The following is a 20,203-nucleotide window of genomic DNA, read 5'->3' as shown; positions in this document are numbered from 1 at the left end:
TGTACTCGAGTCGAGTTGTGACATGTGCCAGGTCAGAAGGGTGCAGGTGATGACGGGCCGTCAGCCAAGGACCTACATGATCGCCTCGTAGGCATCGATGGCGTGATCAACGGCGTGGCTTCACGCTCTGCGGTGATGCAGCGTTGCAAGTGCCTTGCTGCGGCCCGTACCGCAGGCCCATGCCCCCCCGCCCCTGGTCGCGGCAATATCCAGGAACCCCGTGGCCCGGGCCGATGGGAGAATGCATGGCGCGTGCACTTGTTCTGGGCGGGGAGGATGACGATGTTCGCGAGATCCCTGGGTGACGACGGCGCTGAGCTGCGCCCCCTCGAACCGTGGCGGGCCCAGGAGTTCCTGACCCACATGGAGCGAGGGGGGGGAGTTCATCGGGCAGCACATCGGGCTGCCGGACGCCGTCGCGGACCTGGAGTCGAGCCGCTCCTACCTCCAGTCGTACGCGGAGAAGGCCGCAGCCGACACGGGGCGGATCTACGGGATCTGGACGGACGGCAAGCTGGTCGGCGGGGTCCTCTTCCGGACGATGGACGTCGAGCAGGGCACCGCCGAGGCGGGCTGCTGGCTGGAGCCGTCGGCGGTGGGCAAGGGGCTGGTGACCCGCGCGGCACGGGTGATCATCGACTGGGCGGTCGAGGAGCGAGGCATCCACCGTGTGGAGTGGATCGCCTCCGCGGCCAACGAGGCCAGCATCGCCGTGGCCCGGCGGCTCGGGATGACGATGGACGGCGTGCTGCGCGAGAGCCGTCTGTACCGGGGGAAGCGGCGCGACCTGGAGGTCTGGTCGGTGCTGGCCCCGGAGTGGCGGGCCGGCAGGCGTCCTTGAGCGTCCGGTACGGGTGAGCGGCCCGCACGACTGAGCGTTCCGTACGACGAAGGCCGGCCGGTGCGGGGGCGGGACGGCGGGTCATTCGAAGCCGAGTGGCTCCACGCCGAGGTCCTCACGCATGTGGTCGCGCATCCGCGCCATGGCCGTACGTCGCTGCGCGATCAGAGGCTCGTCCTCGGCGGATTGGACGGCCGCACCCTCGACGTAGGCGTCGCGTATCCGGCGGAGGCTGTGGAACGCCTCGTTGGCCGCCGTCACGACCTGCGGCGGGCCCATGAGCCAGAGGCGTTCGCTCGCCGTGTGAAGGCCGCTGCTGCGGAAGGCCTCCCGCACGGCCGCCGCACGCGAGGACTCCGACATGTGATCGCCCAGGGCCACCGCCCGTATCTCCTCGCCTGCTGCTTTGAGCGCGGACACGTACTCCGTGTAGACCTCGCGGCGCTCCTCGCGTGCGTGGCGCCGCTCCTCGCGACGCCAGCGGTTGCGGTCGGCGGTCAGGGTGGCGGCGATGCCGATGACGGCACCGGTCAGCGTCGAGAGCAGGGGCATCCAGTTCATTCACCGCAGCCTGTACGAGCCGACGCAGCCACACCAGAGGCATTCCCGCCCGGACCTGCGAAGGCGGCACGCCCCGTCGGCGGTTGGTCGGGATGCTCGCGGCCGAACTCGTGCCTTCGCTGCTCATGACTGCGCCGCACACACGAGAGGTTCCGTGTGTGCGGCGCAGCGTGGGCCGGTGCTGTGTGGGTCGGAGGTTACTCGGCCTCGCCCGCTCTTCCCTCGGGGTGCATGCCTGCGCGGGCCTTGATGACCTTGCTGATGGCGTTGTCGTAGATCAGGACGCCGATGACGGCGCCGATCAGCGGGCCCACGATGGGGATCCACCAGTAGCTCGTGAACCATTCGAACTTCCCCGGGAACGCGATGGATCCCCATCCCTCGAAGAAGGTGAAGAGCCTGGGGCCGAAGTCGCGGGCGGGGTTGATCGCGTATCCGGCGTTCGTGCCGTAGGTCAGACCGATCGCGACGACCACCAGGCCGGTGAGGTAGGGGCCCATGTTGGACCCTGGTGCGGTGTTCTTCTGGTCGATGAGGGCGCAGATGAAGCAGAGCAGGATCGCCGTGCCCACGATCTGGTCGAGGAGCGGACCCCACCACGAATCCCCGAAGTACTCGGCTGGGAATGTCGCGAAGATGGAGAAGGTGGGCAGTGAGGCTTCCCGTCCGACTCCCTCCGTCTTGTTGAACGCGTCGATCGCCCAGTGGTACGTGGCGTAGACGATGGAGGCTCCGACGAATGCGCCGAAGACCTGCGCCGCCCAGTAGGACGGAATCTTCTTCCAGGGGAAGTGTCCGCGAACGGCGAATCCGAGGGTGACGGCCGGATTGATGTGCGCGCCGCTGATGCCCCCGGCCACGTACACGCCGAAGGTCACCGCCAGACCCCAGCCCCAGGAGATGATCAGCCAGTTGGCGGGGCCGAAGGCGCCTGCCTGGCGGCCCGATCCGGAAAGGCCGACGACGGCGACAGCGACCGATCCGCAACCGATCAGAATCAGAATGAGCGTTCCGAGGAATTCGGCGAGCAGTTCCCCACCGAGGCCTTCTTTGTAACCGCGGCGGCTAGTACCGCGTCCTGCAGTGTGCTCAGCCATCGGCTCTCCTTGGTCGGGTGGAACAGCCCTTCCTGCCCCTCTCCGAAACCGTAAGCAGGGGGGCACCCGGCGAAGGGCGCCTGACGGCGAGTCACCCTGTATGTCAATCCGATGGCGTACCGGCATTCCGCTGCATACGGCCGATGATGAATTTGGCCGGGAAAAGCGTCAGCCATACCCACTTCGCAGCCGTCGGTGAGACGAAGGCCAACGGAACGGTGATACCGAACACGAACACCGTCGACGCCAGGTCGAGTGCGTCGAGGCGGCGCACACGGAGCACGGTCGCATCAGCCGGCCGGCCGATGCGCCGGTGGGAGGCGAGCAGCAGCGCCAGATGTACGGCGTTCTGCGAGGCGACGCTGAGGCCGTAGATCGCCACGGCCAGGGGCTGGTAGCTGTACTCGGCCAGCAGCGCCGTGGGGAAAGGCAGCAGCGCCGTGAGGCCGAGCCCGAGCAGGGTCAGATTGGTGACCGTGCCGTCGAGTGAGGGGAAACCCGCCAGGATGCGGCGGTGGTCGCGCCAGAACTCGGAGATGACGGCGAAGCTGAGCGCGTAGGCGGCGATGTGGGGAAGGGTGCGGTGCAGGGCGTCGTCGAAGCCGTCGGTGCTGAGGCCCCGCCTGATGGTGATGTCCAGTACGAGCAGCGTCATCGCGATGGAGAAGACCCCGTCCGAGAGGTTCTCCAGGCGCTCGAGGCCCCCGCTCTGTGGGGTGGCAGCGGGTGTCCGGTTCACGCACGGATGGTAGATGCGGGGCTGTACGCCCCTACTTGTACGCGCCCGTTCCGTCCGGAAGCGCACACGAAGTGCGCAGAGCGCGCGGTCGGGGTGAGGCCCGCAGGGGCGGTCAGAACAGCAGGCTGAGCGGGTGGAGCAGCAGGATCGCCACGACTGAGGCGACCGAGACGCCGACTGTGCAGGTCTTGAGCGCGCCGCGCGTCGTCTGTCCCAGCAGGGACTGGAGCAGCCAGAAGGTGTTGCTGGTGACGTGTACGGCGAACAGGGAGCCCGTTCCCGCGGCCAGGGCGATGAGGACCGGGTCGATGTGGAGGCTCGGGACGATCGGCGCGAGGATTCCCGCCGCGGTGATGGCCGAGATCGTGACGGAGCCGACGGCGATGTGCAGTACGGCCGCGATCAGCCAGACGAGCAGCAGCGGGGCGAAGGAGTTGGGGGAGAAGTAGTCCCGCAGGATGTCACCCAGGCCGCCGGCCGAGACCACCGCCGCGAGCGAGCCGCCGACCGCCGTCAGGATGAGGATCTGGCCGCTCTCGCGGAAGCCACTCGCGATCGCTGATTCCACGCGCTGCTTGCCGACAGCGAGGCGACCGGTGATCACGGTGCCGATGAGTCCGGCCAGGAGGGCGACCACCGGGTCCGAGACGAGGCCGAGCACGCTGTTCTTCCAGCCGACGGCTTCCGAGATCGCACCGGCGGCGATCATCAGCAGTGCGACGATCAGAGGTGCGAAGCAGACCAGCAGCGGAGGACCGGCCTCCGCGTTCTCCGTGTCTGACGCGTCTTCAGCGTCCTGGGCGTCATCGGCCTTGCGGCCGGTGGCTTCCGCCGCCCCGTCCGCCCCGTCAGTGCCGACGGTGGCCGACCCGGCTGCCGGTCCGCTCCCCGCGGCGACCGGCTGCGCCGCGGCCTCCACGGACTCCTCGGCCCTCTCCTCGGTCAGGGCGGATTCCCGCGTGGGGGCGGTCTCGTCCTTGGCGGTGTTCCAGAAGCCCTTGCGGAACAGGAACGTCATGATCGCCATGGAGATGACGATCGTCGGGATGATCAGGACCAGGCCCCAGACCAGCATCGTGCCCAGCGGCACGTGCAGCAGGGCTGCCAGTGCCAGAGTGCCGACACCCGGTACGACGAGGACGATTCCGCACTCCAGGCCGATGGCCATGGCCACCGCCATCCGCGGTGTGCCCTGCGGGCCTATTCGGCGGGACGCGGAACGGGCGAGCGGGGCGGACATCACCAGCAGCACGTCGATGTAGATGGACTGGAGCAGGGTGCCCAGCGTCAGCGACATCGAGTACGGCAGACGTGCCGGTCCGAACAGCTGGATCAGCCGCTTGACCAGGCGCTCGATGGTGCCCATCTCCTGGAGGATCGAGCCCATCAGCACACCGAAGGCGATCAGCAGGCCGACCTCGGCCATGATGTCGCCGAAGCCCTTGGTGATCGTCTCGACGGTCTTGCCGAGGCCGAGCTTGGTCGTCAGGCCGAGGTAGAGGGACCCCAGCACCAGGGAGATCACCGGGTTCACCCGGAAGCGGACGATCAGGATCACGGTGGCGATGATCGCGACCGCGGTGTTGATCAGAACCGGAACATCTGACATCCGCGCGCTCCTTGGTGCAGCTTTCAACGGGAAGCCGACTCATGGTGGAGGCGCTCATCGAGCGGGTCAAGACATGTGCCTCAGGGGTGCCTCCCCTCGAAGCCCCACGTCGGCGCGCAGATTCGCCTGTGCACGGGGCGGGAGGGAGTTGTTGACCGTATGCAGAATGCTTCGGATGACCATGCCTCAGCTCACGATGCGAGACGTCAAGTGGCGGCTGCCGTACGGCTGGTCGTCGCAGACGTCTGACCGCGGAGGGTCCGGAGCCGGCTGGCACGGAAGGACCGGCAGCACCTGCGGCGGCAGCCCCGCCCGGCGGGCCGGGCACCCGCACACGAAGAGCGCAGGTCCGGCAAGTCGGTGCCGCCGCGCGTCATTCCAGGGCAACCCCGGCGCACGGCCTCGCCGTGACGGAGGGTCCGCGTACGCTTACCAGCGAGGAGCCCGTGGGGAGATGTGGTGGAGAGGCAGTGGCGGTGGGCACCAGCAGCAAGAACAGCGGGGGACGTCGGCGGATGCCGCGGGAGGTGCGGGAGCGTCAGATGCTGGACGCCGCGGTCGTAGGCTTCGCCAAGAACGGATACCAGTCGGCGTCGATGGACGACATCGCCGAGCAGGCAGGCGTCTCCAAGCCGCTGGTCTATCTGTATCTGAAGTCGAAGGAAGACCTGTTCACGGCCTGCATCCGGCGAGAGCGAGCAGCGCTGGTCGAGGCGGTACGGGGCGGCACGAGCGAGCGGCACACGTCCGCCGACCAGCAGTTGTGGAGGGGCCTGTGCGCCTTCTTCGCGCACACGCGTGCGCACCCCGACGGCTGGTCCGTGCTGCATCGCGCGGACACCCAGGGCGAGCCCTTCGCCCGTGAAGTGGCCGGTATGCGGGCCGAGATCACGGAGCTGGTGAGGCTGCTGCTGAGCCGGGCGGCCCTGGACGCCGGCTGCGAGGGTGAGTTCGCCGAGCGCGAGGTCTCCGGGCTCGCGCACGCCATGGTCGGGGCGGCCGAGTCCCTTGCGGTGTGGGCCAACGCCCGTACGGACGACGCACCTTCGGCGAAGGAGACCGCGGCCACTCTCATGAACTTCTGCTGGACGGGCCTGGAGCAGATGATCAAAGGCGCTCGCTGGTCACCTCACCGGTGAGGTGCAGTCGCTCCACCTCGTGCGCGCCGCGCAGCTCGAAGCGGTGGACCTGTACTGCTCCCCGGTAGGTGCCGGCCGACGCGGTCGGTTCGTCCCAGCCGAAGGCGACCGTCGAGGGAAGCAGCACCGGCGACTTGAACTCGGCGCGTGCGGTGAGCTGTTCGCAGCCGACGGCCGCCCCGGTCCCGGCGAGGGCGCGCGCGAAGGTCCACATGCCGTGGGCGATGTGCCGGGGGAAGCCGAAGAGCTTCGCGGTCAGCGGATGCAGATGGATGGGGTTGCGGTCCCCGGACACGGCGCCGTAGCGGCGCCCGAGACCGGTGGGCAGCTTCCACCGGTCCCGTACGGGAAGCGGGCGAGGCTGCTCGTCCTGACGAGCGGGTTCGCCGGACGGCTTCTCGCGGTGGTGCCGGCACAGATACGTGCTGCTGGAGTGCCACACGAGCTGACCGGCGAGCCGTGCCTCCGTCACGATGTCGAACTGGCTGCCGCGCCGGTGCGGGCTGAGGCCCTGGGCGTGCACGGAGATCTCAGGCCGGTCGTGTGCCCGCAGGGCCCGGTGCTGGGTGAGTTGGATGCCCGTGTGCACGAGGCCGAGCAGCGGGAAGGGGAAGGCGCGGTCGGCCATCAGGCGCATGGCGAGCGGGAATCCGAGGATGTGCGGGTAGCTGGGCGGCATGGTCCCGTCGCCGCTCGGCGCGTTCCCGGAGTCCTCCTGCCCGGGCTGCGGGAAGCCGCAGACCTCGGCGTAGGAGCGCAGTCGCCGGGGGTCCGTGTGCGCCTGAGGCAGCACGAGCCGGTCGTCCGGCAGCCGCGCCTTGTCGTACGGGCCGCGCTTCGACGGTGAGGCGAGGGCGCCGCGTGCGAGGACGACCGGAAGGCGGGGCGGCGCGGTCAGATGCTGAACGGTCATGGCGGTTCACGCTCCCAGCAGGCTCTGCCCGCAGACGCGGACGATCTGGCCGTTGACGGCGTAGGACGCGGGACCGGCGAACCACGCCGTGGTCTCGGCGACGTCGACCGGAAGCCCGCCCTGGGAATGGGAGTTCATGCGGCGGCCCGCCTCGCGGATGAAGAAGGGGACGGCCGCGGTCATCTTCGTCTCGATGAATCCGGGTGCGACGGCGTTGACGGTGACGCCGTGCTCGGCGGCGGCGCGCGGTGCCAGCGAGCGCACGAGGCCGATGATTCCGGCCTTGCTCGCCGCGTAGTTGGTCTGCCCCGTGTTGCCTGCGATCCCCGCTATCGACGCGGTGGCGACGACCCGGCCGGTGCCAGGGCGCAGCGCCTTCGCGGCGAGCAGATGGTCGGTCGTGCGTACGACGGAGTCCAGGTTGACGTCCAGCACCGAACCCCAGCGCTCCGCGCTCATGTTGGCCAGCCTGCGGTCCCTTGTGATGCCCGCGTTGTGAACCAGGACGTCCAGGCCGTCCGCGGGCAGGGCCCCGGCGATGCGGGCGCCGGCGTCGTCCGCGGTGATGTCGAGCGGGAGTGCCGTGCCGCCGACGGCCTCGGCGACCCGCGTCAGATCGTCCTCCGCCTGCGGGACGTCCAGGCAGATGACGTGCGCGCCGTCCCGCGCGAGTGTCGCGGCCACCGATTCGCCGATGCCGCGCGCGCAGCCGGTGACCAGGGCCGTACGGCCGGAGAGCGGGCGGTCCCAGTCGGTCACCTCCGTGGGACGGCCCGCGGAGGCCGCCGCTTCACCGATCTCGACGACCTGGCCGCTGACGTAGGCCGACTTGGGGGAGAGGAGGAAGCGGAGCGTCGACTCGGCGTCGGCGGCGGTGGCTTCGGGCGCGAGCCGCACCAACTGCGCGGTGCGGCCGCCGCCGAGCTCCTTGCCGAGCGAGCGGACGAAGCCCTCCAGTGCCTGCTGCGCGGCCGCCTGCCCGTGGTCGGCAGGGTCGGGGCGTGAGCCGAGCACGACGACTCGGCCGCAGCTCGCGAGCGAGCGGGCGACGGGGTGCAGGCTCTCGTGAACCCGCCCCAGTTCCTTGACGGTTCGTATGCCCGTGGCGTCGACCACCGCTGCCGCGTACCGCGTGCCCGGCTCCGCGTCGCTGCGGACGGGAAGCCCGACGCCGTCGAGCACCTCCGCCAGATCCTTCGAGTGCGCTCCACCTTCCCGCGGCGGCACGGGCGTGAGGTGCAGCACCGGGCCACCCTCCAGGGCGGGGCGCTCCGCCGACCAACGGTGCAGCGGTACGGGCCGGGGGAGGCCGAGCCTGCGGCTCAGGGTGCGACCGGGGCGTGTGTTGGTCCAATGCAGATACCGGTCAGCCATTCCCCAACTCCTTCAGCTCGCGTAAATTTACTTCCGAGTAAGGTTACTTTCAGGTCAGGAGTCTGGTCGAGGATGAGTTCCAACGGCCTCATGAGTTCCCGCACCCCTCGCCGCGTCGCGGTCCTCGGCGGCAGCCGCATCCCGTTCGCACGCTCGGACGGACCGTATGCGACCTGCTCCAACCAGGAGATGCTCACCGCCGCGCTGGACGGGCTCGTCGAGCGGTACGGACTGGCGGGCGACCGCGGAGTCGGCGAGTTCGTGGCCGGCGCCGTGCTCAAGCACAGCCGCGACTTCAACCTCGCGCGTGAGACGGTGCTCGGCTCCCGCCTCGATCCGCGCACACCCGCCTACGACATCCAGCAGGCGTGCGGCACCGGGCTGCAGGCGGTGATCACGGTCGCCAACAAGATCGCCCTCGGGCAGCTGGACGCGGGCATCGCCGGCGGCGCCGACACCGCGAGCGACGCCCCCCTCGGCGTCAACGACGAGCTCCGGCGCATCCTGCTGGCCACCCGCAGGGCGAAGACGCTCAAGGATCGGGCGAGGGAGCTGGCCCGGATACGGCCCCGGCACCTCGTCCCCGACATCCCCCGCAACGCCGAACCCCGCACCGGCCTCTCCATGGGCGAGCACGCGGCCGTCACGGCACGCGAATGGGGCGTCAGCCGGCACGAGCAGGACGAACTCGCCGCCGCGAGTCACCGCAACCTCGCCACCGCCTACGACAGCGGATTCCTGCACGACCTCGTCGTCCCCTTCCGCGGACTGGCCCGCGACCAGAACCTCCGTCCGGGCACCTCCGCGCACAAACTCGCCCAGCTGAAGCCGGTCTTCGGCACCGATCAGCCGGACCCGACGATGACCCCGGGCAACTCCACCCCGCTCACCGACGGCGCCGCGACCGTACTGCTCGCGAGCGAGGACTGGGCCGAGCAGCGCGGCCTGAAGCCGCTCGCCTACCTGTCCGCGTACGAGACGGGCGCGGTCGGGTTCTTCGACGAGGAGGGGCGCCCCGGCGAGGACGGACTGCTGATGGCGCCCGCGTACGCCGTGCCCCGGATGCTGGAGCGAGCAGGGCTGACCATGGAGGACTTCGAACTCTTCGAGATTCACGAGGCGTTCGCCTCGCAGGTGCTGGCCACACTCGCAGCCTGGGAGAAGAGGGGCCTCGCACCGCTTCAGCGGAGCCGTCTCAACATCGCCGGTTCGTCGCTCGCGACGGGTCACCCCTTCGCGGCGACCGGTGCACGCATCGTCGCCACCCTCGCCAAGCTCCTCGCCGAACGGGAGGAGGCGCAGTCCGGTGCACGCGGGCTGATCTCCGTCTGCGCGGCGGGCGGGCAGGGGGTGACCGCCGTACTGGAGAAGGCGTGAGCCCTCTCCCTGGAATGCCGGCACGGCATTCCGCCGAATCACCGAGGTACGTCATGGAGAGGAGCCGCTCGTGTCGTCCCAGCCCGTGAACGCAGCCGTGTCCGCCGACGAATCCGCAAGATCGGCCGCCGGCGCCGGACCGTCGCTCGTCGAACCGGAGAAGGTGGTGGTGGACGGCGTCGTACGCGAGGTCACCGTGCCGCCGCTCGCTCCGAGGGTCACGAGCGGTTCCCTCGGCGACATCCCCTTCGTCAACGCCGCCGAAGCGCCCTCCGAGGCCGTGCTCAGCCGCAAGCGCCCGGACGGCACCTGGCGGGACGTGACCGCGAGCGAGTTCGCCCGTGAGGTGAACAACGTCGCCAAGGGGCTCATCGCTCTCGGCCTGGAGGCCGGCGACAGGATCGCCATCATGGCCCGCACGACGTACGAGTGGACGCTGCTCGACTTCGCGGGCTGGGCGGCCGGGCTCGTCACCGTCCCCATCTACCCGACGTCCTCCACGGCTCAGGCCCGCTACATCCTCCAGCACTCCGGTGCGAGAGGCTGCGCCGTGGAGAACGTCGAACAGGCCCGGATGCTCTCCGCGGAACGGGGCGCCCTCCCGTTGCTGGACCACCTCTGGCAGCTCGACGCCGCAGCCCTTTCCCACATCGCCGAAGAGGGCAAGGCGCTGGGGGACGGGGTGGCCGAGGAGCGGCGCGCCCTCATCGGTCCCGACGACGTCGCCACCCTCATCTACACCTCAGGCACCACGGGTCAGCCCAAGGGATGCGTGCTCACCCACGGCAACTTCTTCGCCGAGGTGGACAACGACATCGAACTGCTGCACCCCGTCTTCAAGTCGGTCAGCAAGGACCCGGCGGCGACGCTGCTCTTCCTGCCGCTCTCGCACGTCTTCGGACGGATGGTCGGCGTCGCCTGCATGCGGGCCCGCGTACGGCTCGGTCACGCGCCGAGCATCCAGACCGAGGAACTCCTCGCGGACCTCGCCGGGTTCCGCCCGACCTTCCTGCTCGGCATCCCCTATGTGCTGGAGAAGGTCTACAACACCGGTCGCGCGACCGCCGAGAAGATGGGCCGCGCCTCCTCGTTCGACCGCGCGGCACGCATCGCCCGGCGGTACGGAGAGGCCGTCGAGGAGCAGGAGCACGGGCGGGGCGGCGGCCCCGGCACCGGGCTGAAGGCGGCGCGCGGCCTCTACGACGTCCTGGTATACCGGCGGATCCGGGCCGCGCTGGGCGGCAGGTGCCGCTACGTCATCAGTGGCGGTTCCCCGCTCGGCCCCCGGCTGGCCGCCTTCTACGAGGGCGCCGGAATCTCCGTCTTCGAGGGCTACGGACTGACCGAGACCACGGGCGCCTCCACGTGCACCCCGCCGCTCAAGCCCCGTCTGGGGACGGTCGGCTGGCCGATGCCGGGCACGTCGGCACGGATAGCGGACGACGGCGAGGTGCTGCTCAAGGGGCCGCACGTCTTCAGCGGCTACTGGGACTCCCGCAGCCGCACCGCGGTCCCGGACGTGGGCGCGGACGGCTGGTTCGCCACGGGAGACATCGGCGCGCTCGACGCCGACGGCTACCTGACGATCACCGGGCGGAAGAAGGACCTGATCATCACCTCCGGCGGCAAGAACATCGCCCCGGCGCCCCTGGAGGACTGGCTGCGAGCACACCCCCTGGTCAGCCAGTGCCTGGTCATCGGCGACAACCGCCCGTACATCACGGCGCTGATCACGCTGGAGCCGGACGGGCTGGCGCACTGGCAGCAGATGCACAAGAAGCAGGATCTGGCACCTCAACAGCTCGTCGAGGACGGCGAGTTGAGGCAGAACCTCCAGCAGGCCGTCGACGAGGCGAACAGGATGGTCTCGCGCGCCGAGTCCATCCGCACCTTCGCGGTCCTGCCGCAGGACTTCACCGAGGAGCGAGGGCATCTGACCCCGTCGCTGAAGCTCCGGCGCGCGGCGATCGTGAAGGACTACGAGGCGGAGATCGCGAAGCTGTACCGGGGCTGACCGGCGACCGTGCCCGCAAGGTCCCGCGTGGGCCGCGCGGCCCGCTCTGCATGCGGACGACGCTGCTTTTGCGGACACGCCCTAGGGTTTGCGGATGACTTCCTCATCCGCAGACGACGACGGCCCCGAGTCCCTGCCCCGCGTCGAGTTCGCCTTTCCCGGGCCGCTGAGGGAGGAGCTCGTCGCGGCGATCCTGGAGGGCAGGAAGGTCGCGACGACGGGCCTGCTGCGTGAGTACGAGCACGACGGCGACCCGCTGCCGACGGCAGGCGCCAGATCGGCGGTGATCGATTCGGCGGCGGTCCCCGTCGCGGTCATCGAGACGACAGAGGTGCGCGTCGTGCCGCTGGCCGAGGTGGATCTGGCGCACGCGCGCGACGAGGGCGAAGGCCACGAGACGGTCGCCGGATGGCGGGCCGACCACGAGGAGTTCTGGCACAGCGAGGAGATGCGTATCGCGCTGGGCGATCCCGGATTCACCGTGGACGACGCGACGAGGGTGGTGCTGGAGCGCTTCCGGCTCGTCGAGGACCTGCGGCCCCGCTGACCGCCACCGCACGGGCGACGGCGATCAGCGGGAGTCCGCCCGGAGGGCTCAGCTGCCGCAGTCGCCCTGGGTGGGCTCGTCCTTGAAGCGGTCCGAGAGCCAGTTCATCGCCGGGATCGACCCGAGGATGGCCGTGCCGGCGTGCGGGGCGAGCGGATAGCTCTTCCACTCGACGACGTTGCCCTGTGCGCACCAGTCGGCGCGCAGCTGCTTGCCGACGTCGTGCGGGATGATCTCGTCGCCCTCACCGTGGTAGACGTACACGGGGTGGCCGGGCGCCTTGGTGCCCAACTTGTCGGCGTTGATGCGCTGTTGCCAGTCGGGCTGCTCGAGCGGGTCGCTCGTGGCGACGTCCTCGATGGCCTTTCCGGCGCCGGCCTCGGAGGCCTCGGCGAGACATCCGTCCTTCATGATCCCGACGATGCGCTTGCCCTCGTCGTTCAAGTAGCCGTCCAGGCCGAGTTCGGGGAACGCCGCGTCGTGCCCGATGGCCGACATCAGCACCAGACCCGCCTCAGCGTCGCCCTCGTTGTAGTCCGAGACCTTGGGCAGATCGGCCGGCACGCCGCCGCTCGCGGTGCCCTTGACCTTCAGCTCGGGTGCGTACGAGCTCGCCAGCTCGGCTGCCCAGCCGCTGGCCTGGCCGCCCTGCGAGTAGCCCATGATGCCGACGGGCGACTCCTGCGTGACGCCCTTCTCATGTGCCTCGGGCAGACGTTGGGCGGCGCGGGCGGCGTCCAGCACGGCGGTGCCCGCGGCCCGGCCGACGGTGTAGGTGTGGGTGCCCGGCGTGCCAAGACCCTCGTAGTCGGTGACGGCGACCGCCCAGCCGCGCAGCAACGCTCCCTCGATCAGCGGGGCTTCCTTGGTCTTGCCCGTGGGGAAGCCCGCGGAGGGGGCGCAGTGGTCGCCGATGCCGACGGTGCCCACCGCGTAGGTGACCAGCGGGCGGGGACCTTCGCGACCGTCCATGGGGACCAGGACGGTGCCGGAGACGGTGTTGGGCTTTCCGGACGCGTCGGTCGAGGCGTACTGGATCTTCCAGGCGTGCGTGGGGGTGGGCACGCCCGGGAGGATCTGGAAGGTGGAGGGCTCGGCACTGACGACGTCACCCGGCTGGGCCGCCGCGCCGTCCGCGCTCGCGCTGTGCTTCGAGGCGGCGGCGGGCTCCGCGCCTGTGGCCGCCGCCGGTGTCGCGACACCGGCCGATACACACAAAGCGGCCACCGCCGCTGCGGCGGTGACCGCTTTTCCGGGAATGCGTTTTCTGCTGCGCGCACCGGTCGTGCCGGTGCCTCTTCTGCGGATGGGCAACTGCATGGGGGGTCTCCCAACGATCAGAAATGCTGGGCTCGTCGAGAGGAAAGTACTGACCCGTCAGTACCTCCGCCAGAGGCTGCGCAAAGCCGGTCTCAGAACGGCTGGTCCCCAGCGATCGCGACGCGTTCCGCGACCCTGCGGTGCGGGGCGTAGTCGTCGACCGCGTAGTGCTGCGTTGCGCGGTTGTCCCAGAAGGCGATGTCGCCTGCCTGCCAGCGGAAGCGCACCTGGTATTCCGGCACGTGCGCCTGCCTGACCAGGAAGCTCAGCAGCCGGTCGCTCTCCTCGCGCTCCATGCCGACGATGTGCGTGGTGAAGGAGGTGTTGACGAAGAGCATCTTGCGGCCGGTCTCCGGATGCGTGCGCACCACGGGGTGCTCGACGGGCGGGAACTCGTCCTGGAGGGGGAGGAGTTTCTCCGGTCCGTAGAAGCGCGCGAAGCCGGGGATGAAGTCGTGGACGGCGCGTGCGCCGTCGATACGGGCCTTCACCATGTCCGGCAGGTTGTCGTACGCGGCGGCCATGTCCGCCCACATGGTGTCGCCGCCGAAGGGGGGCACCTCGTGGAGCTGCAGCACGGCGCCCAGCGCGGGGCGTTCGCGGAAGGTGACGTCCGTGTGCCAGACGTTCTCGAACGTCGGTGTGCCGCTGCCGCCCTTGTCGAAACGGACGACCTCGTCGGAAGAACCGCGTGCGAGCAGCGGGTTGGTCTCCAGCTCACCCCAGTGGGAGGCGAAGTCGCGCTGCTGCTGCGAGGTCAGGGACTGGCCGCGGAAGAAGAGCACCTTCCACTCCAGCAGCGCCCTGTTCAACTCCTCGCGGAGAGCGGGCCGGAGGGGCTCCGAGAGGTCGACGCCGCGGATCTCGGCGCCGATGACGCGGCCCTGGGGGGCGATCTCGATGTGCTCGTACGGGCGGTCCACGGCACCCTCGGGCAGGCGGCGCAGGGTGCGGCGGCCCTCGTACATCCCGTCCTCGGGGACGCGGGCGTCGCGGAGGGCAGGGGTGAGAGGGGTCGTTGCGGTCATGGGTGATCCTTCAAGTGGTCGGCCGGTGTCGGACGTTCGGGCGCGCGGGGTGACCGCTGCCTGACGGCGCTAGAGACCGGACCGCTCACACCCGCGCCGCCACGGGACGCCGAGGCGGCCGCAGGCTGGGGAGGTGTGCTGGATCATGACTGCATTGTGTGCCGGAGACGGACCGGCGTCAACGCGTGACTGCCATGTGAGCGGGCGAGCGCGAGCCGGACCTCACGGCCTGGGCACGGGGCCGATGGAGCGCCCGGCCCACTCGGGCGCCTCGGCGGTCAGGGAGGCGAAGCACTCACGCACGGAATCGGGGAACGGGGCGGCGCGACCGGCTCCCTGATCGACGTGGATCATGAGGAGTTCGGTGGTGGCGACCGGGTCCGTACCGCTCGCGAACATCTCCAGCACGAGGCGGACCTTCTTCGCGTCGACGCCCAGCACCCGCGTGCGCACGGTCAGTCCGGTGCCCTCGGAGACCTCGCGGAGGTAACGCACGTGGGCCTCCGCCGTGTAGAGGGAGCAGCCGCTCCGCTCCCGGTACGGCTCGTCCAGGCCGGTGAGGATCATCAACTCGTCGGTGGCCTGCCCGAAGACGAGGACGTAGAACGCCTCGTTCATGTGGCCGTTGTAGTCGATCCACTCCGGGCGCACCGTCGCCTCGTGGTCCGGGATCCGTTCGATGCTCACGCCTTCTCTCCCTCGGAGTTCGTGTTCGCGTCCTCGCGTGCCCGGCCGGGCAGGCGTCCCGTCGCGCGCAGCACGTCGATGACGCCCTGATCCCGCTCGGCCACGAGCTGCGCGATGGAGCGGCCCCCGGCCGCCTCGTCGCACCCCTCGACCATCGCGTCGCGGAGCGATGGGTCCAGTTCGGGTGCCTCCAGGCGCGTCCAGGGGGACTTCAGGGAGGGGCCGAAGTGGTCCAGCATGTGGGCCATGCCGCCCTCTCCGCCGGCGAGGGCGAAGGTGAGGCACGGGCCCATGAACGCCCAGCGCAGGCCCGGGCCTTCGGTGATCGAGTCGTCGATCTCCCGCACGGTCGCCTCGCCGTTGGCGACCATGTGGAGGGCTTCGCGCCACAGGGCCTCCTGGAGGCGGTTCGCGATGAAGCCGGGCAGCTCGCGCTCCATGGTGATGACGGACTTGCCCGCCACCTCGTAGAAGCGGGACGCCCAGGCGACGGCGCCCGGATCCGTGAGCTCTCCGCCCACGACCTCCACCAGCGGAATGAGGTACGGCGGGTTGAAGGGGTGACCGACGAGCAGGCGGCCGGGGTCGGCCGTTCCGTCCCGTGCGGGCTGCATGTCGGTCATCGGGTAGCCCGAGGTGGAGGAGGCGATGACGGTCCCCGCAGGGGTGGCCGCATCGAGCCGGGCGAGCAGTTCGCGCTTGAGCTCCAGCTTTTCCGGCGCGCTCTCCTGCACGAACTGGGCGTCGGCCACGGCCTCTTCGAGCGTGGGCAGCACGGTCAGACGGTCCGGCGAGGCCGATTCTGCGAGACCGAGCTGTTCGAGTGCGGGCCAGGCCGCATCCACGAGGCGGCGCAGCTTCTCCTCGGCGTCGGGTGCCGGGTCCCAGGCGGTGACGTCGTATCCGCGGGCGAGGAAGTGCGCCACCCACCCGCCGCCGATGACTCCGGCGCCGACGCAGGTGACGCGGCGTACGGACTCGGGCGGGCAGGGGGCGCCGGGGTACAGGTCGTCGGTCATGCTGATGGTCGTCCTCACGGTTGCTGCTGCGTGCTGGGTGTCTGTGCTGCCGGCTGCCCGCTGTCCCGCGTGCGCGGCCGGACCGGTCAGCCGCGCGGCTTCAGGCCGAGCCGCTCACGCGCCTGGTCGGGGGTCGCGACAGAGGCGCCCAGCAGCTCGGTGATCTGCACGGCCCGCTCGACGAGTTTGGCGTTGGTCGCCTTGACGCCCTTGCTCAGATAGAGGTTGTCCTCCAGGCCGACCCGCACGTTGCCGCCGAGCAGGATCGACTGGGCGACCCAGGGCATCTGCATCCGCCCGAGCGCGAAGCTGGCCCACTGGGCGCCGGCGGGCAGGAAGTCCACCATCGACTTCAGGACTCCGGGCTCTGCCGGTGCGCCCCACGGGATGCCCATGCACAGCTGGAAGACGCTCGGCTCGTCGAGCAGGCCCTCCTCCAGGAGCTGCTTGGCGAACCACAGCTGTCCCGTGTCGAAGATCTCCAACTCGGGCCGTACGCCCAGCTCCTGGATGCGCTTCGCACCGGCGCGGAGCATGTCCGGGGTGGAGATGTAGAGGTTGCTTCCCTCGCCGAAGTTGAGCGAGCCGCAGTCCAGCGTGCAGATGTCCGGCAGCAGGTCCTCGACGTGCGGGAGCCGTTCGACACCGCCCACGAGGTCGGTCCCCGGCAGGTGCGTGAGCGGCTCGTCCGGGTCGATGACCAGGTCGCCGCCCATGCCGGCGGTGAGGTTGATGACGACGTCGGTGCCGGTCTCCTTGATCCGTTCGACGACCTCCCGGTAGAGGCGGGGGTCGCGGGAGGGAGCGCCGGACTCGGGGTCGCGGACGTGGATGTGCACGACGGCGGCACCCGCTCCGGCGGCCTCGACGGCGTTGCGAGCGATCTGTTCCGGGGTGACGGGGACGTGCGGGCTGCGGCCGACGGTGTCGCCGGCGCCGGTGAGGGCGCAGGTGATGATGACGGAGTCGTTGACGGGCATGGGGTTCCTCCGCTCGTACGGGGTTCGGATCGGGTCCTGCGGGTCGGGTGGGCGGGTGCCTTCTACTCAACGTGTGCGGCGAGTTGGGACTCGACGTGGGCGAGGAGCGCGGTGCGCATGTCCTCGGCGTCCATTCCGGCGGGGCCGGCGGAGCCGTCACCGCGGGGTGCGGTGGCGAGCACCTGCGCGGCCAGGCCGTCGATGAGGGCGGTCAGGTGCAGGGCGGCGAACTCCGGGTCGACGTCCCGGAACACGCCTTGGGCGACGCCGCGCCGGATCACGTCGGCGACGGTCGTGCGCCACTGCCGGTAGTAGTCGACGTGGAGGCCTCCCACGGCCGTCGAGCGGGCCGCCTCCGCCCACAGATCGAGCCAGACGAGCCACTGCCGGCGCTGTTGCGCGTTGCGCGGCGTCTGGAGCTCGATCAACTGGCGCAGCTCGTCCGCGGCGTCGCCCGCCTCGGCTGTACGGGCGGCCCGGTGTGCGGTGTCCTCGTCCATGCACCAGCGCACGGCAGCTTCCAGGAGCTCGGCGCGGCCGGGGAAGTGGTAGTGGATGGCCGCGGTGCTCGTGTTGCAGGCCTCGGCGATGTCCGAGACGCGGACGGCGTGGAAGCCGTGCTCGGCGACGAGGCGGACCGTCTCCCGGACGATCTGGAGGGGCCGGCCGCCTTCGGGCGCCTGAGCCGGGCGGGCGGTGGCACCGCGGGCGGCGCCGGTAAGGGCGGTCGCTGCCGACGACGCGGCGGGAGGCTCCCCGGCGGCCCCCGCGCCCAGCAGCCATCCGGCGTCGACCTCGCCCGCGTCCGCGATGCGGGCCAGCTCGGCGACGGTGAAACGGCGGCTGCCGCCGAGCGAACGGGACAGCTTCGAGGGGTCCATGACGATCCGCCGCGCGAACTCCCGCTGGCTGCAACCGGCTTGGCCGATCACCTGCCGTACGCGCACGGCGACGTCACCGGCCGAATCGGCGACACGGTTCGCGGGCTCCTGCTCCATGGGGAGTCACCGTACGGATGTGTTGAGAAAAGAGCAACACGATGCGCACACGAATGCTCTCCTTACTGCTTGGTGTGGTGCTGACTGGCGCATCAGTCAGCACCACATCACGGGGGTCGGGTCGATGGATCGGCACTTTCAGTGCTCATTCGGTTACAACCCCCGCCGGGCCTCGCCCGTCTCCTCTATCGGGTCCGCAGCCCGTTGCGGATCCGGTCGGACCGACCGACGACCGAAGCAGGACAACGACCATGACTGGGGGAACAGTGATGCGTTCGAAGAGTGCCGCTCTGGCCACCGCCGTAGCAGCCGTCGCGGGGACGGCCCTGATCGCGACCGCGGGGACCGCCTCGGCGGCCACGCCCACCGCCGAGAGTGCCGCGTCGCCCAAGGCCGCCTACAACGGCGCCTGCGGTGCCGGGTACAGCGTCGTGAACTCGGCGGGGATCGCCGACCTCGGCACCGTCTTCCTCACCTACAACTCCACGACCGGCAAGAACTGCGTCGTGACCGTCCGCAACAAGACGGGGGACCCCATCCACATGTCGGCGTCCGTACGGCCGCTCGACACCGCGGAGACGCCCCCCGAGGTCGACGAGGGCGAGTACAAGTCCTACGCGGGACCGGTGTACGTGAAGGGCAGGGGCTTCTGCATCGAGTGGAGCGGATCCATCGGCGAGGAGGAGTACTACAACAGCGGCTCGAACTGCGGCGTCCGTAAGTAGGTCGCCGCAGCCCGGCCGTCAGGGGGCGACTGACCGGCTAGCGGTCGGTCGCCCTCGGCGTAGCCGCCGGCGGGGAGCTCTTCGCCTCCACGGTGCCCTTCGCCTGCCAGGTGTTCAGCGCCGTGGTGAAGACCTGCTCGTCCCAGACCCGGTCGCGCGACTCGAAGTAGATGGTGTACTCCATGCCGTTGGGGGCCATGTACGCCTGGTCCTTGGCACGCATCACCTCTCCGGTCTCGGAGTTGGTCCACGTGAACTCCCAGAGGGCGCCCGGCTGTCCCTGGAAGGTGTTGCTCACGAGGCGGACCCGCTGGTAGGTCGGGTCGTTGGCGCTCAACTGCTGTTCCGTCTGCTGGAAGTTGGCGACGGAGGAGTTCCCCGTGCCGGAGACGGCGCCGATGCGCAGGAACTCCTGGCCCGTCGGCGGGACGTAGTCGACGTGGGTCGAACCGAGCGGCCTGCGCATCCACCCCTTGGTCACGGCGACGCTGAAGCCCATTTCGTCCGACACCGTGCGGAATCCGGCCGGCGCTCCGGGCGTCGGATTCTTGGGAGGCGTGGACTTCGGCGGGGAGTCGCTGGGCTTCTTCGACTCGGACGGGGAGGGCTCGGAGAGCAGCTTCTTCTTGGACGCCTTCTTCGAGGGGGAGTCCGACGGCGTCGGGTCCAGGGATATGACGGGGCCCGGGCCCTTGTCCTCCGAGAGCCGCTCCTCACCGGCGCGGTCGTTCTGGTCGCCGCCGTCGAAGATCAGGCCGGTGGAGGCGCCCGCGGCGACGAGCACGATCGCGGCGCCCGTCCCGATCCACATCCACATGCGGTTGGACCACATGTGTGCGGGCCGGAAGCTCAGCCACAGCGAGGGAAGCTTCGACGGATCGGAGAGGCGGTAGAGGTCGCGGCCACAGCCCGAACACGCGTCTGACTTCGCGGGCGTTGTGATGCCACAGTGCGGGCATGTGGTCGGCATGCGCAGGCTCCTGCAGTGTATTGGGCGGTCCCCACGATCCGCTTTCAACTCTTGGACCCACCGACACTACTGCTGAGGGGCCCGAAACGACCCCTCGGGAGGCGTGACTTAGCACTTCTCGACAAACTGTGAAGCGTCAACTTTCGTATATACCCAGCGAATCTCGGCGAATCGTCGACGTCGGCGCTGATGGCGTCGGAGCTCGCGCGGGCGGGCCTCACGGGCAAAGGCAGGAGCCCCCGCCGGTCTCCCGGCGAGGGCTCCT

18 protein-coding genes and 1 pseudogene are annotated in these 20,203 nt (G+C 70.1%); 6 read left to right on the top strand and 13 right to left on the bottom strand.

Going from position 1 to position 20,203, the window contains the following annotated elements; translation table 11 throughout:
• Window positions 1–282: 282 nt before the first annotated feature.
• A pseudogene (locus H5J26_RS07645) lies at window positions 283–841 on the top strand (GNAT family N-acetyltransferase).
• 81 nt (window positions 842–922) lie between these two features.
• Here the strand turns inward: H5J26_RS07645 and H5J26_RS07640 are convergent.
• The 4 genes from H5J26_RS07640 to H5J26_RS07625 form a co-directional block, all read right to left on the bottom strand.
• A complete protein-coding gene (locus tag H5J26_RS07640) occupies window positions 923–1,402 on the bottom strand; it encodes a hypothetical protein (protein WP_235980472.1) in 480 nt (159 codons plus the stop codon).
• A 197-nt stretch (window positions 1,403–1,599) separates the two neighbouring features.
• On the bottom strand, window positions 1,600–2,499 hold the full coding sequence (locus tag H5J26_RS07635; protein WP_181764954.1) for an MIP family channel protein: 900 nt from the start codon (window positions 2,497–2,499) through the stop codon (window positions 1,600–1,602).
• Window positions 2,500–2,602: 103 nt separating this feature from the next.
• Window positions 2,603–3,238 (bottom strand): TMEM175 family protein, encoded by a 636-nt coding sequence (locus H5J26_RS07630; protein ID WP_309237821.1) that lies wholly within the window; start codon window positions 3,236–3,238, stop codon window positions 2,603–2,605.
• A 112-nt stretch (window positions 3,239–3,350) separates the two neighbouring features.
• Entirely contained in the window at window positions 3,351–4,847 is a 1,497-nt protein-coding gene (locus H5J26_RS07625; protein ID WP_181764953.1) for a GntP family permease, read from the bottom strand.
• Window positions 4,848–5,362: 515 nt separating this feature from the next.
• On the opposite strand from H5J26_RS07625, the gene H5J26_RS07620 reads away from it, so the two are divergent.
• The gene (locus tag H5J26_RS07620; protein ID WP_181764967.1) at window positions 5,363–5,986 is read left to right on the top strand and encodes a TetR/AcrR family transcriptional regulator; all 624 of its coding nucleotides are present in this window, start codon (window positions 5,363–5,365) and stop codon (window positions 5,984–5,986) included.
• Here H5J26_RS07620 and H5J26_RS07615 read toward each other — a convergent pair.
• A complete protein-coding gene (locus H5J26_RS07615) occupies window positions 5,955–6,899 on the bottom strand; it encodes a MaoC/PaaZ C-terminal domain-containing protein (RefSeq protein ID WP_181764952.1) in 945 nt (314 codons plus the stop codon). The genes H5J26_RS07620 and H5J26_RS07615 overlap by 32 nt on opposite strands.
• A gap of 6 nt (window positions 6,900–6,905) precedes the next feature.
• Window positions 6,906–8,273, bottom strand: a complete 1,368-nt coding sequence (locus H5J26_RS07610; RefSeq protein WP_181764951.1) for a 3-oxoacyl-ACP reductase — start codon at window positions 8,271–8,273, stop codon at window positions 6,906–6,908.
• 72 nt (window positions 8,274–8,345) lie between these two features.
• Between H5J26_RS07610 and H5J26_RS07605 the strand changes: the two genes are divergently transcribed.
• The 3 genes from H5J26_RS07605 to H5J26_RS07595 all read left to right on the top strand — a co-directional run bounded on the left by H5J26_RS07605 (window position 8,346) and on the right by H5J26_RS07595 (window position 12,211).
• Window positions 8,346–9,650: an acetyl-CoA C-acetyltransferase gene (locus H5J26_RS07605; protein ID WP_419183764.1), complete on the top strand. Its 1,305-nt coding sequence runs from the start codon at window positions 8,346–8,348 to the stop codon at window positions 9,648–9,650.
• 97 nt (window positions 9,651–9,747) lie between these two features.
• The gene (locus H5J26_RS07600; RefSeq protein ID WP_181764965.1) at window positions 9,748–11,664 is read left to right on the top strand and encodes an AMP-dependent synthetase/ligase; all 1,917 of its coding nucleotides are present in this window, start codon (window positions 9,748–9,750) and stop codon (window positions 11,662–11,664) included.
• Window positions 11,665–11,758: 94 nt separating this feature from the next.
• Complete coding sequence (locus H5J26_RS07595; protein WP_181764950.1) at window positions 11,759–12,211, top strand: ASCH domain-containing protein; 453 nt, start codon at window positions 11,759–11,761, stop codon at window positions 12,209–12,211.
• Window positions 12,212–12,259: 48 nt separating this feature from the next.
• Here the strand turns inward: H5J26_RS07595 and H5J26_RS07590 are convergent, their stop codons facing one another.
• The 6 genes from H5J26_RS07590 to H5J26_RS07565 all read right to left on the bottom strand — a co-directional run bounded on the left by H5J26_RS07590 (window position 12,260) and on the right by H5J26_RS07565 (window position 18,243).
• The gene (locus tag H5J26_RS07590) at window positions 12,260–13,531 is read right to left on the bottom strand and encodes a lipase family protein (RefSeq protein ID WP_181764949.1); all 1,272 of its coding nucleotides are present in this window, start codon (window positions 13,529–13,531) and stop codon (window positions 12,260–12,262) included.
• 92 nt (window positions 13,532–13,623) lie between these two features.
• Window positions 13,624–14,559 (bottom strand): TauD/TfdA dioxygenase family protein, encoded by a 936-nt coding sequence (locus H5J26_RS07585; protein ID WP_181764948.1) that lies wholly within the window; start codon window positions 14,557–14,559, stop codon window positions 13,624–13,626.
• A 222-nt stretch (window positions 14,560–14,781) separates the two neighbouring features.
• A complete protein-coding gene (locus H5J26_RS07580; protein WP_309237820.1) occupies window positions 14,782–15,246 on the bottom strand; it encodes a thioesterase family protein in 465 nt (154 codons plus the stop codon).
• Window positions 15,243–16,265, bottom strand: coding sequence for a 3-hydroxyacyl-CoA dehydrogenase NAD-binding domain-containing protein (locus H5J26_RS07575; RefSeq protein WP_181764947.1), 1,023 nt, complete (start codon window positions 16,263–16,265; stop codon window positions 15,243–15,245). Before H5J26_RS07575 ends, H5J26_RS07580 begins: the two co-directional genes overlap by 4 nt.
• 86 nt (window positions 16,266–16,351) lie before the next feature.
• Window positions 16,352–17,245: a 3-keto-5-aminohexanoate cleavage protein gene (locus tag H5J26_RS07570; protein WP_181764946.1), complete on the bottom strand. Its 894-nt coding sequence runs from the start codon at window positions 17,243–17,245 to the stop codon at window positions 16,352–16,354.
• Window positions 17,246–17,307: 62 nt separating this feature from the next.
• A complete protein-coding gene (locus tag H5J26_RS07565) occupies window positions 17,308–18,243 on the bottom strand; it encodes a TetR/AcrR family transcriptional regulator (RefSeq protein WP_181764945.1) in 936 nt (311 codons plus the stop codon).
• 251 nt (window positions 18,244–18,494) lie between these two features.
• On the opposite strand from H5J26_RS07565, the gene H5J26_RS07560 reads away from it, so the two are divergent.
• Window positions 18,495–18,968 carry a spore-associated protein A gene (locus H5J26_RS07560; RefSeq protein ID WP_419183763.1) on the top strand — a complete coding sequence of 158 codons (474 nt, stop codon included), beginning with the start codon at window positions 18,495–18,497 and terminating at the stop codon, window positions 18,966–18,968.
• Window positions 18,969–19,005: 37 nt separating this feature from the next.
• Here H5J26_RS07560 and H5J26_RS07555 read toward each other — a convergent pair whose 3' ends face one another.
• Complete coding sequence (locus H5J26_RS07555; protein ID WP_181764944.1) at window positions 19,006–19,938, bottom strand: hypothetical protein; 933 nt, start codon at window positions 19,936–19,938, stop codon at window positions 19,006–19,008.
• Window positions 19,939–20,203 lie beyond the last annotated feature (265 nt).

It is taken from the genome of Streptomyces albidus (ex Kaewkla and Franco 2022) (assembly GCF_013870515.1).
Classification (GTDB): Bacteria; Actinomycetota; Actinomycetes; order Streptomycetales; family Streptomycetaceae; genus Streptomyces; species Streptomyces albidus.
The sequence above is the reverse complement of the archived record's forward strand: the minus strand, read 5'-3'. Positions and strand labels throughout refer to the sequence as shown.

Bases quoted from the DNA above. Each gene is read 5' to 3' on its own strand.
- H5J26_RS07555 (WP_181764944.1), bottom strand. From the start codon at position 19,938: ATGCCGACCACATGCCCGCACTGTGGCATCACAACGCCCGCGAAGTCA.
- H5J26_RS07640 (WP_235980472.1), bottom strand. From the start codon at position 1,402: ATGAACTGGATGCCCCTGCTCTCGACGCTGACCGGTGCCGTCATCGGC.
- H5J26_RS07585 (WP_181764948.1), bottom strand. From the start codon at position 14,559: ATGACCGCAACGACCCCTCTCACCCCTGCCCTCCGCGACGCCCGCGTC.
- H5J26_RS07565 (WP_181764945.1), bottom strand. From the start codon at position 18,243: ATGGAGCAGGAGCCCGCGAACCGTGTCGCCGATTCGGCCGGTGACGTC.
- H5J26_RS07595 (WP_181764950.1), top strand. From the start codon at position 11,759: ATGACTTCCTCATCCGCAGACGACGACGGCCCCGAGTCCCTGCCCCGC.
- H5J26_RS07590 (WP_181764949.1), bottom strand. From the start codon at position 13,531: ATGCAGTTGCCCATCCGCAGAAGAGGCACCGGCACGACCGGTGCGCGC.
- H5J26_RS07570 (WP_181764946.1), bottom strand. From the start codon at position 17,245: ATGCCCGTCAACGACTCCGTCATCATCACCTGCGCCCTCACCGGCGCC.
- H5J26_RS07615 (WP_181764952.1), bottom strand. From the start codon at position 6,899: ATGACCGTTCAGCATCTGACCGCGCCGCCCCGCCTTCCGGTCGTCCTC.
- H5J26_RS07620 (WP_181764967.1), top strand. From the start codon at position 5,363: ATGCCGCGGGAGGTGCGGGAGCGTCAGATGCTGGACGCCGCGGTCGTA.
- H5J26_RS07560 (WP_419183763.1), top strand. From the start codon at position 18,495: ATGACTGGGGGAACAGTGATGCGTTCGAAGAGTGCCGCTCTGGCCACC.
- H5J26_RS07635 (WP_181764954.1), bottom strand. From the start codon at position 2,499: ATGGCTGAGCACACTGCAGGACGCGGTACTAGCCGCCGCGGTTACAAA.
- H5J26_RS07575 (WP_181764947.1), bottom strand. From the start codon at position 16,265: ATGACCGACGACCTGTACCCCGGCGCCCCCTGCCCGCCCGAGTCCGTA.
- H5J26_RS07610 (WP_181764951.1), bottom strand. From the start codon at position 8,273: ATGGCTGACCGGTATCTGCATTGGACCAACACACGCCCCGGTCGCACC.
- H5J26_RS07625 (WP_181764953.1), bottom strand. From the start codon at position 4,847: ATGTCAGATGTTCCGGTTCTGATCAACACCGCGGTCGCGATCATCGCC.
- H5J26_RS07605 (WP_419183764.1), top strand. From the start codon at position 8,346: ATGAGTTCCAACGGCCTCATGAGTTCCCGCACCCCTCGCCGCGTCGCG.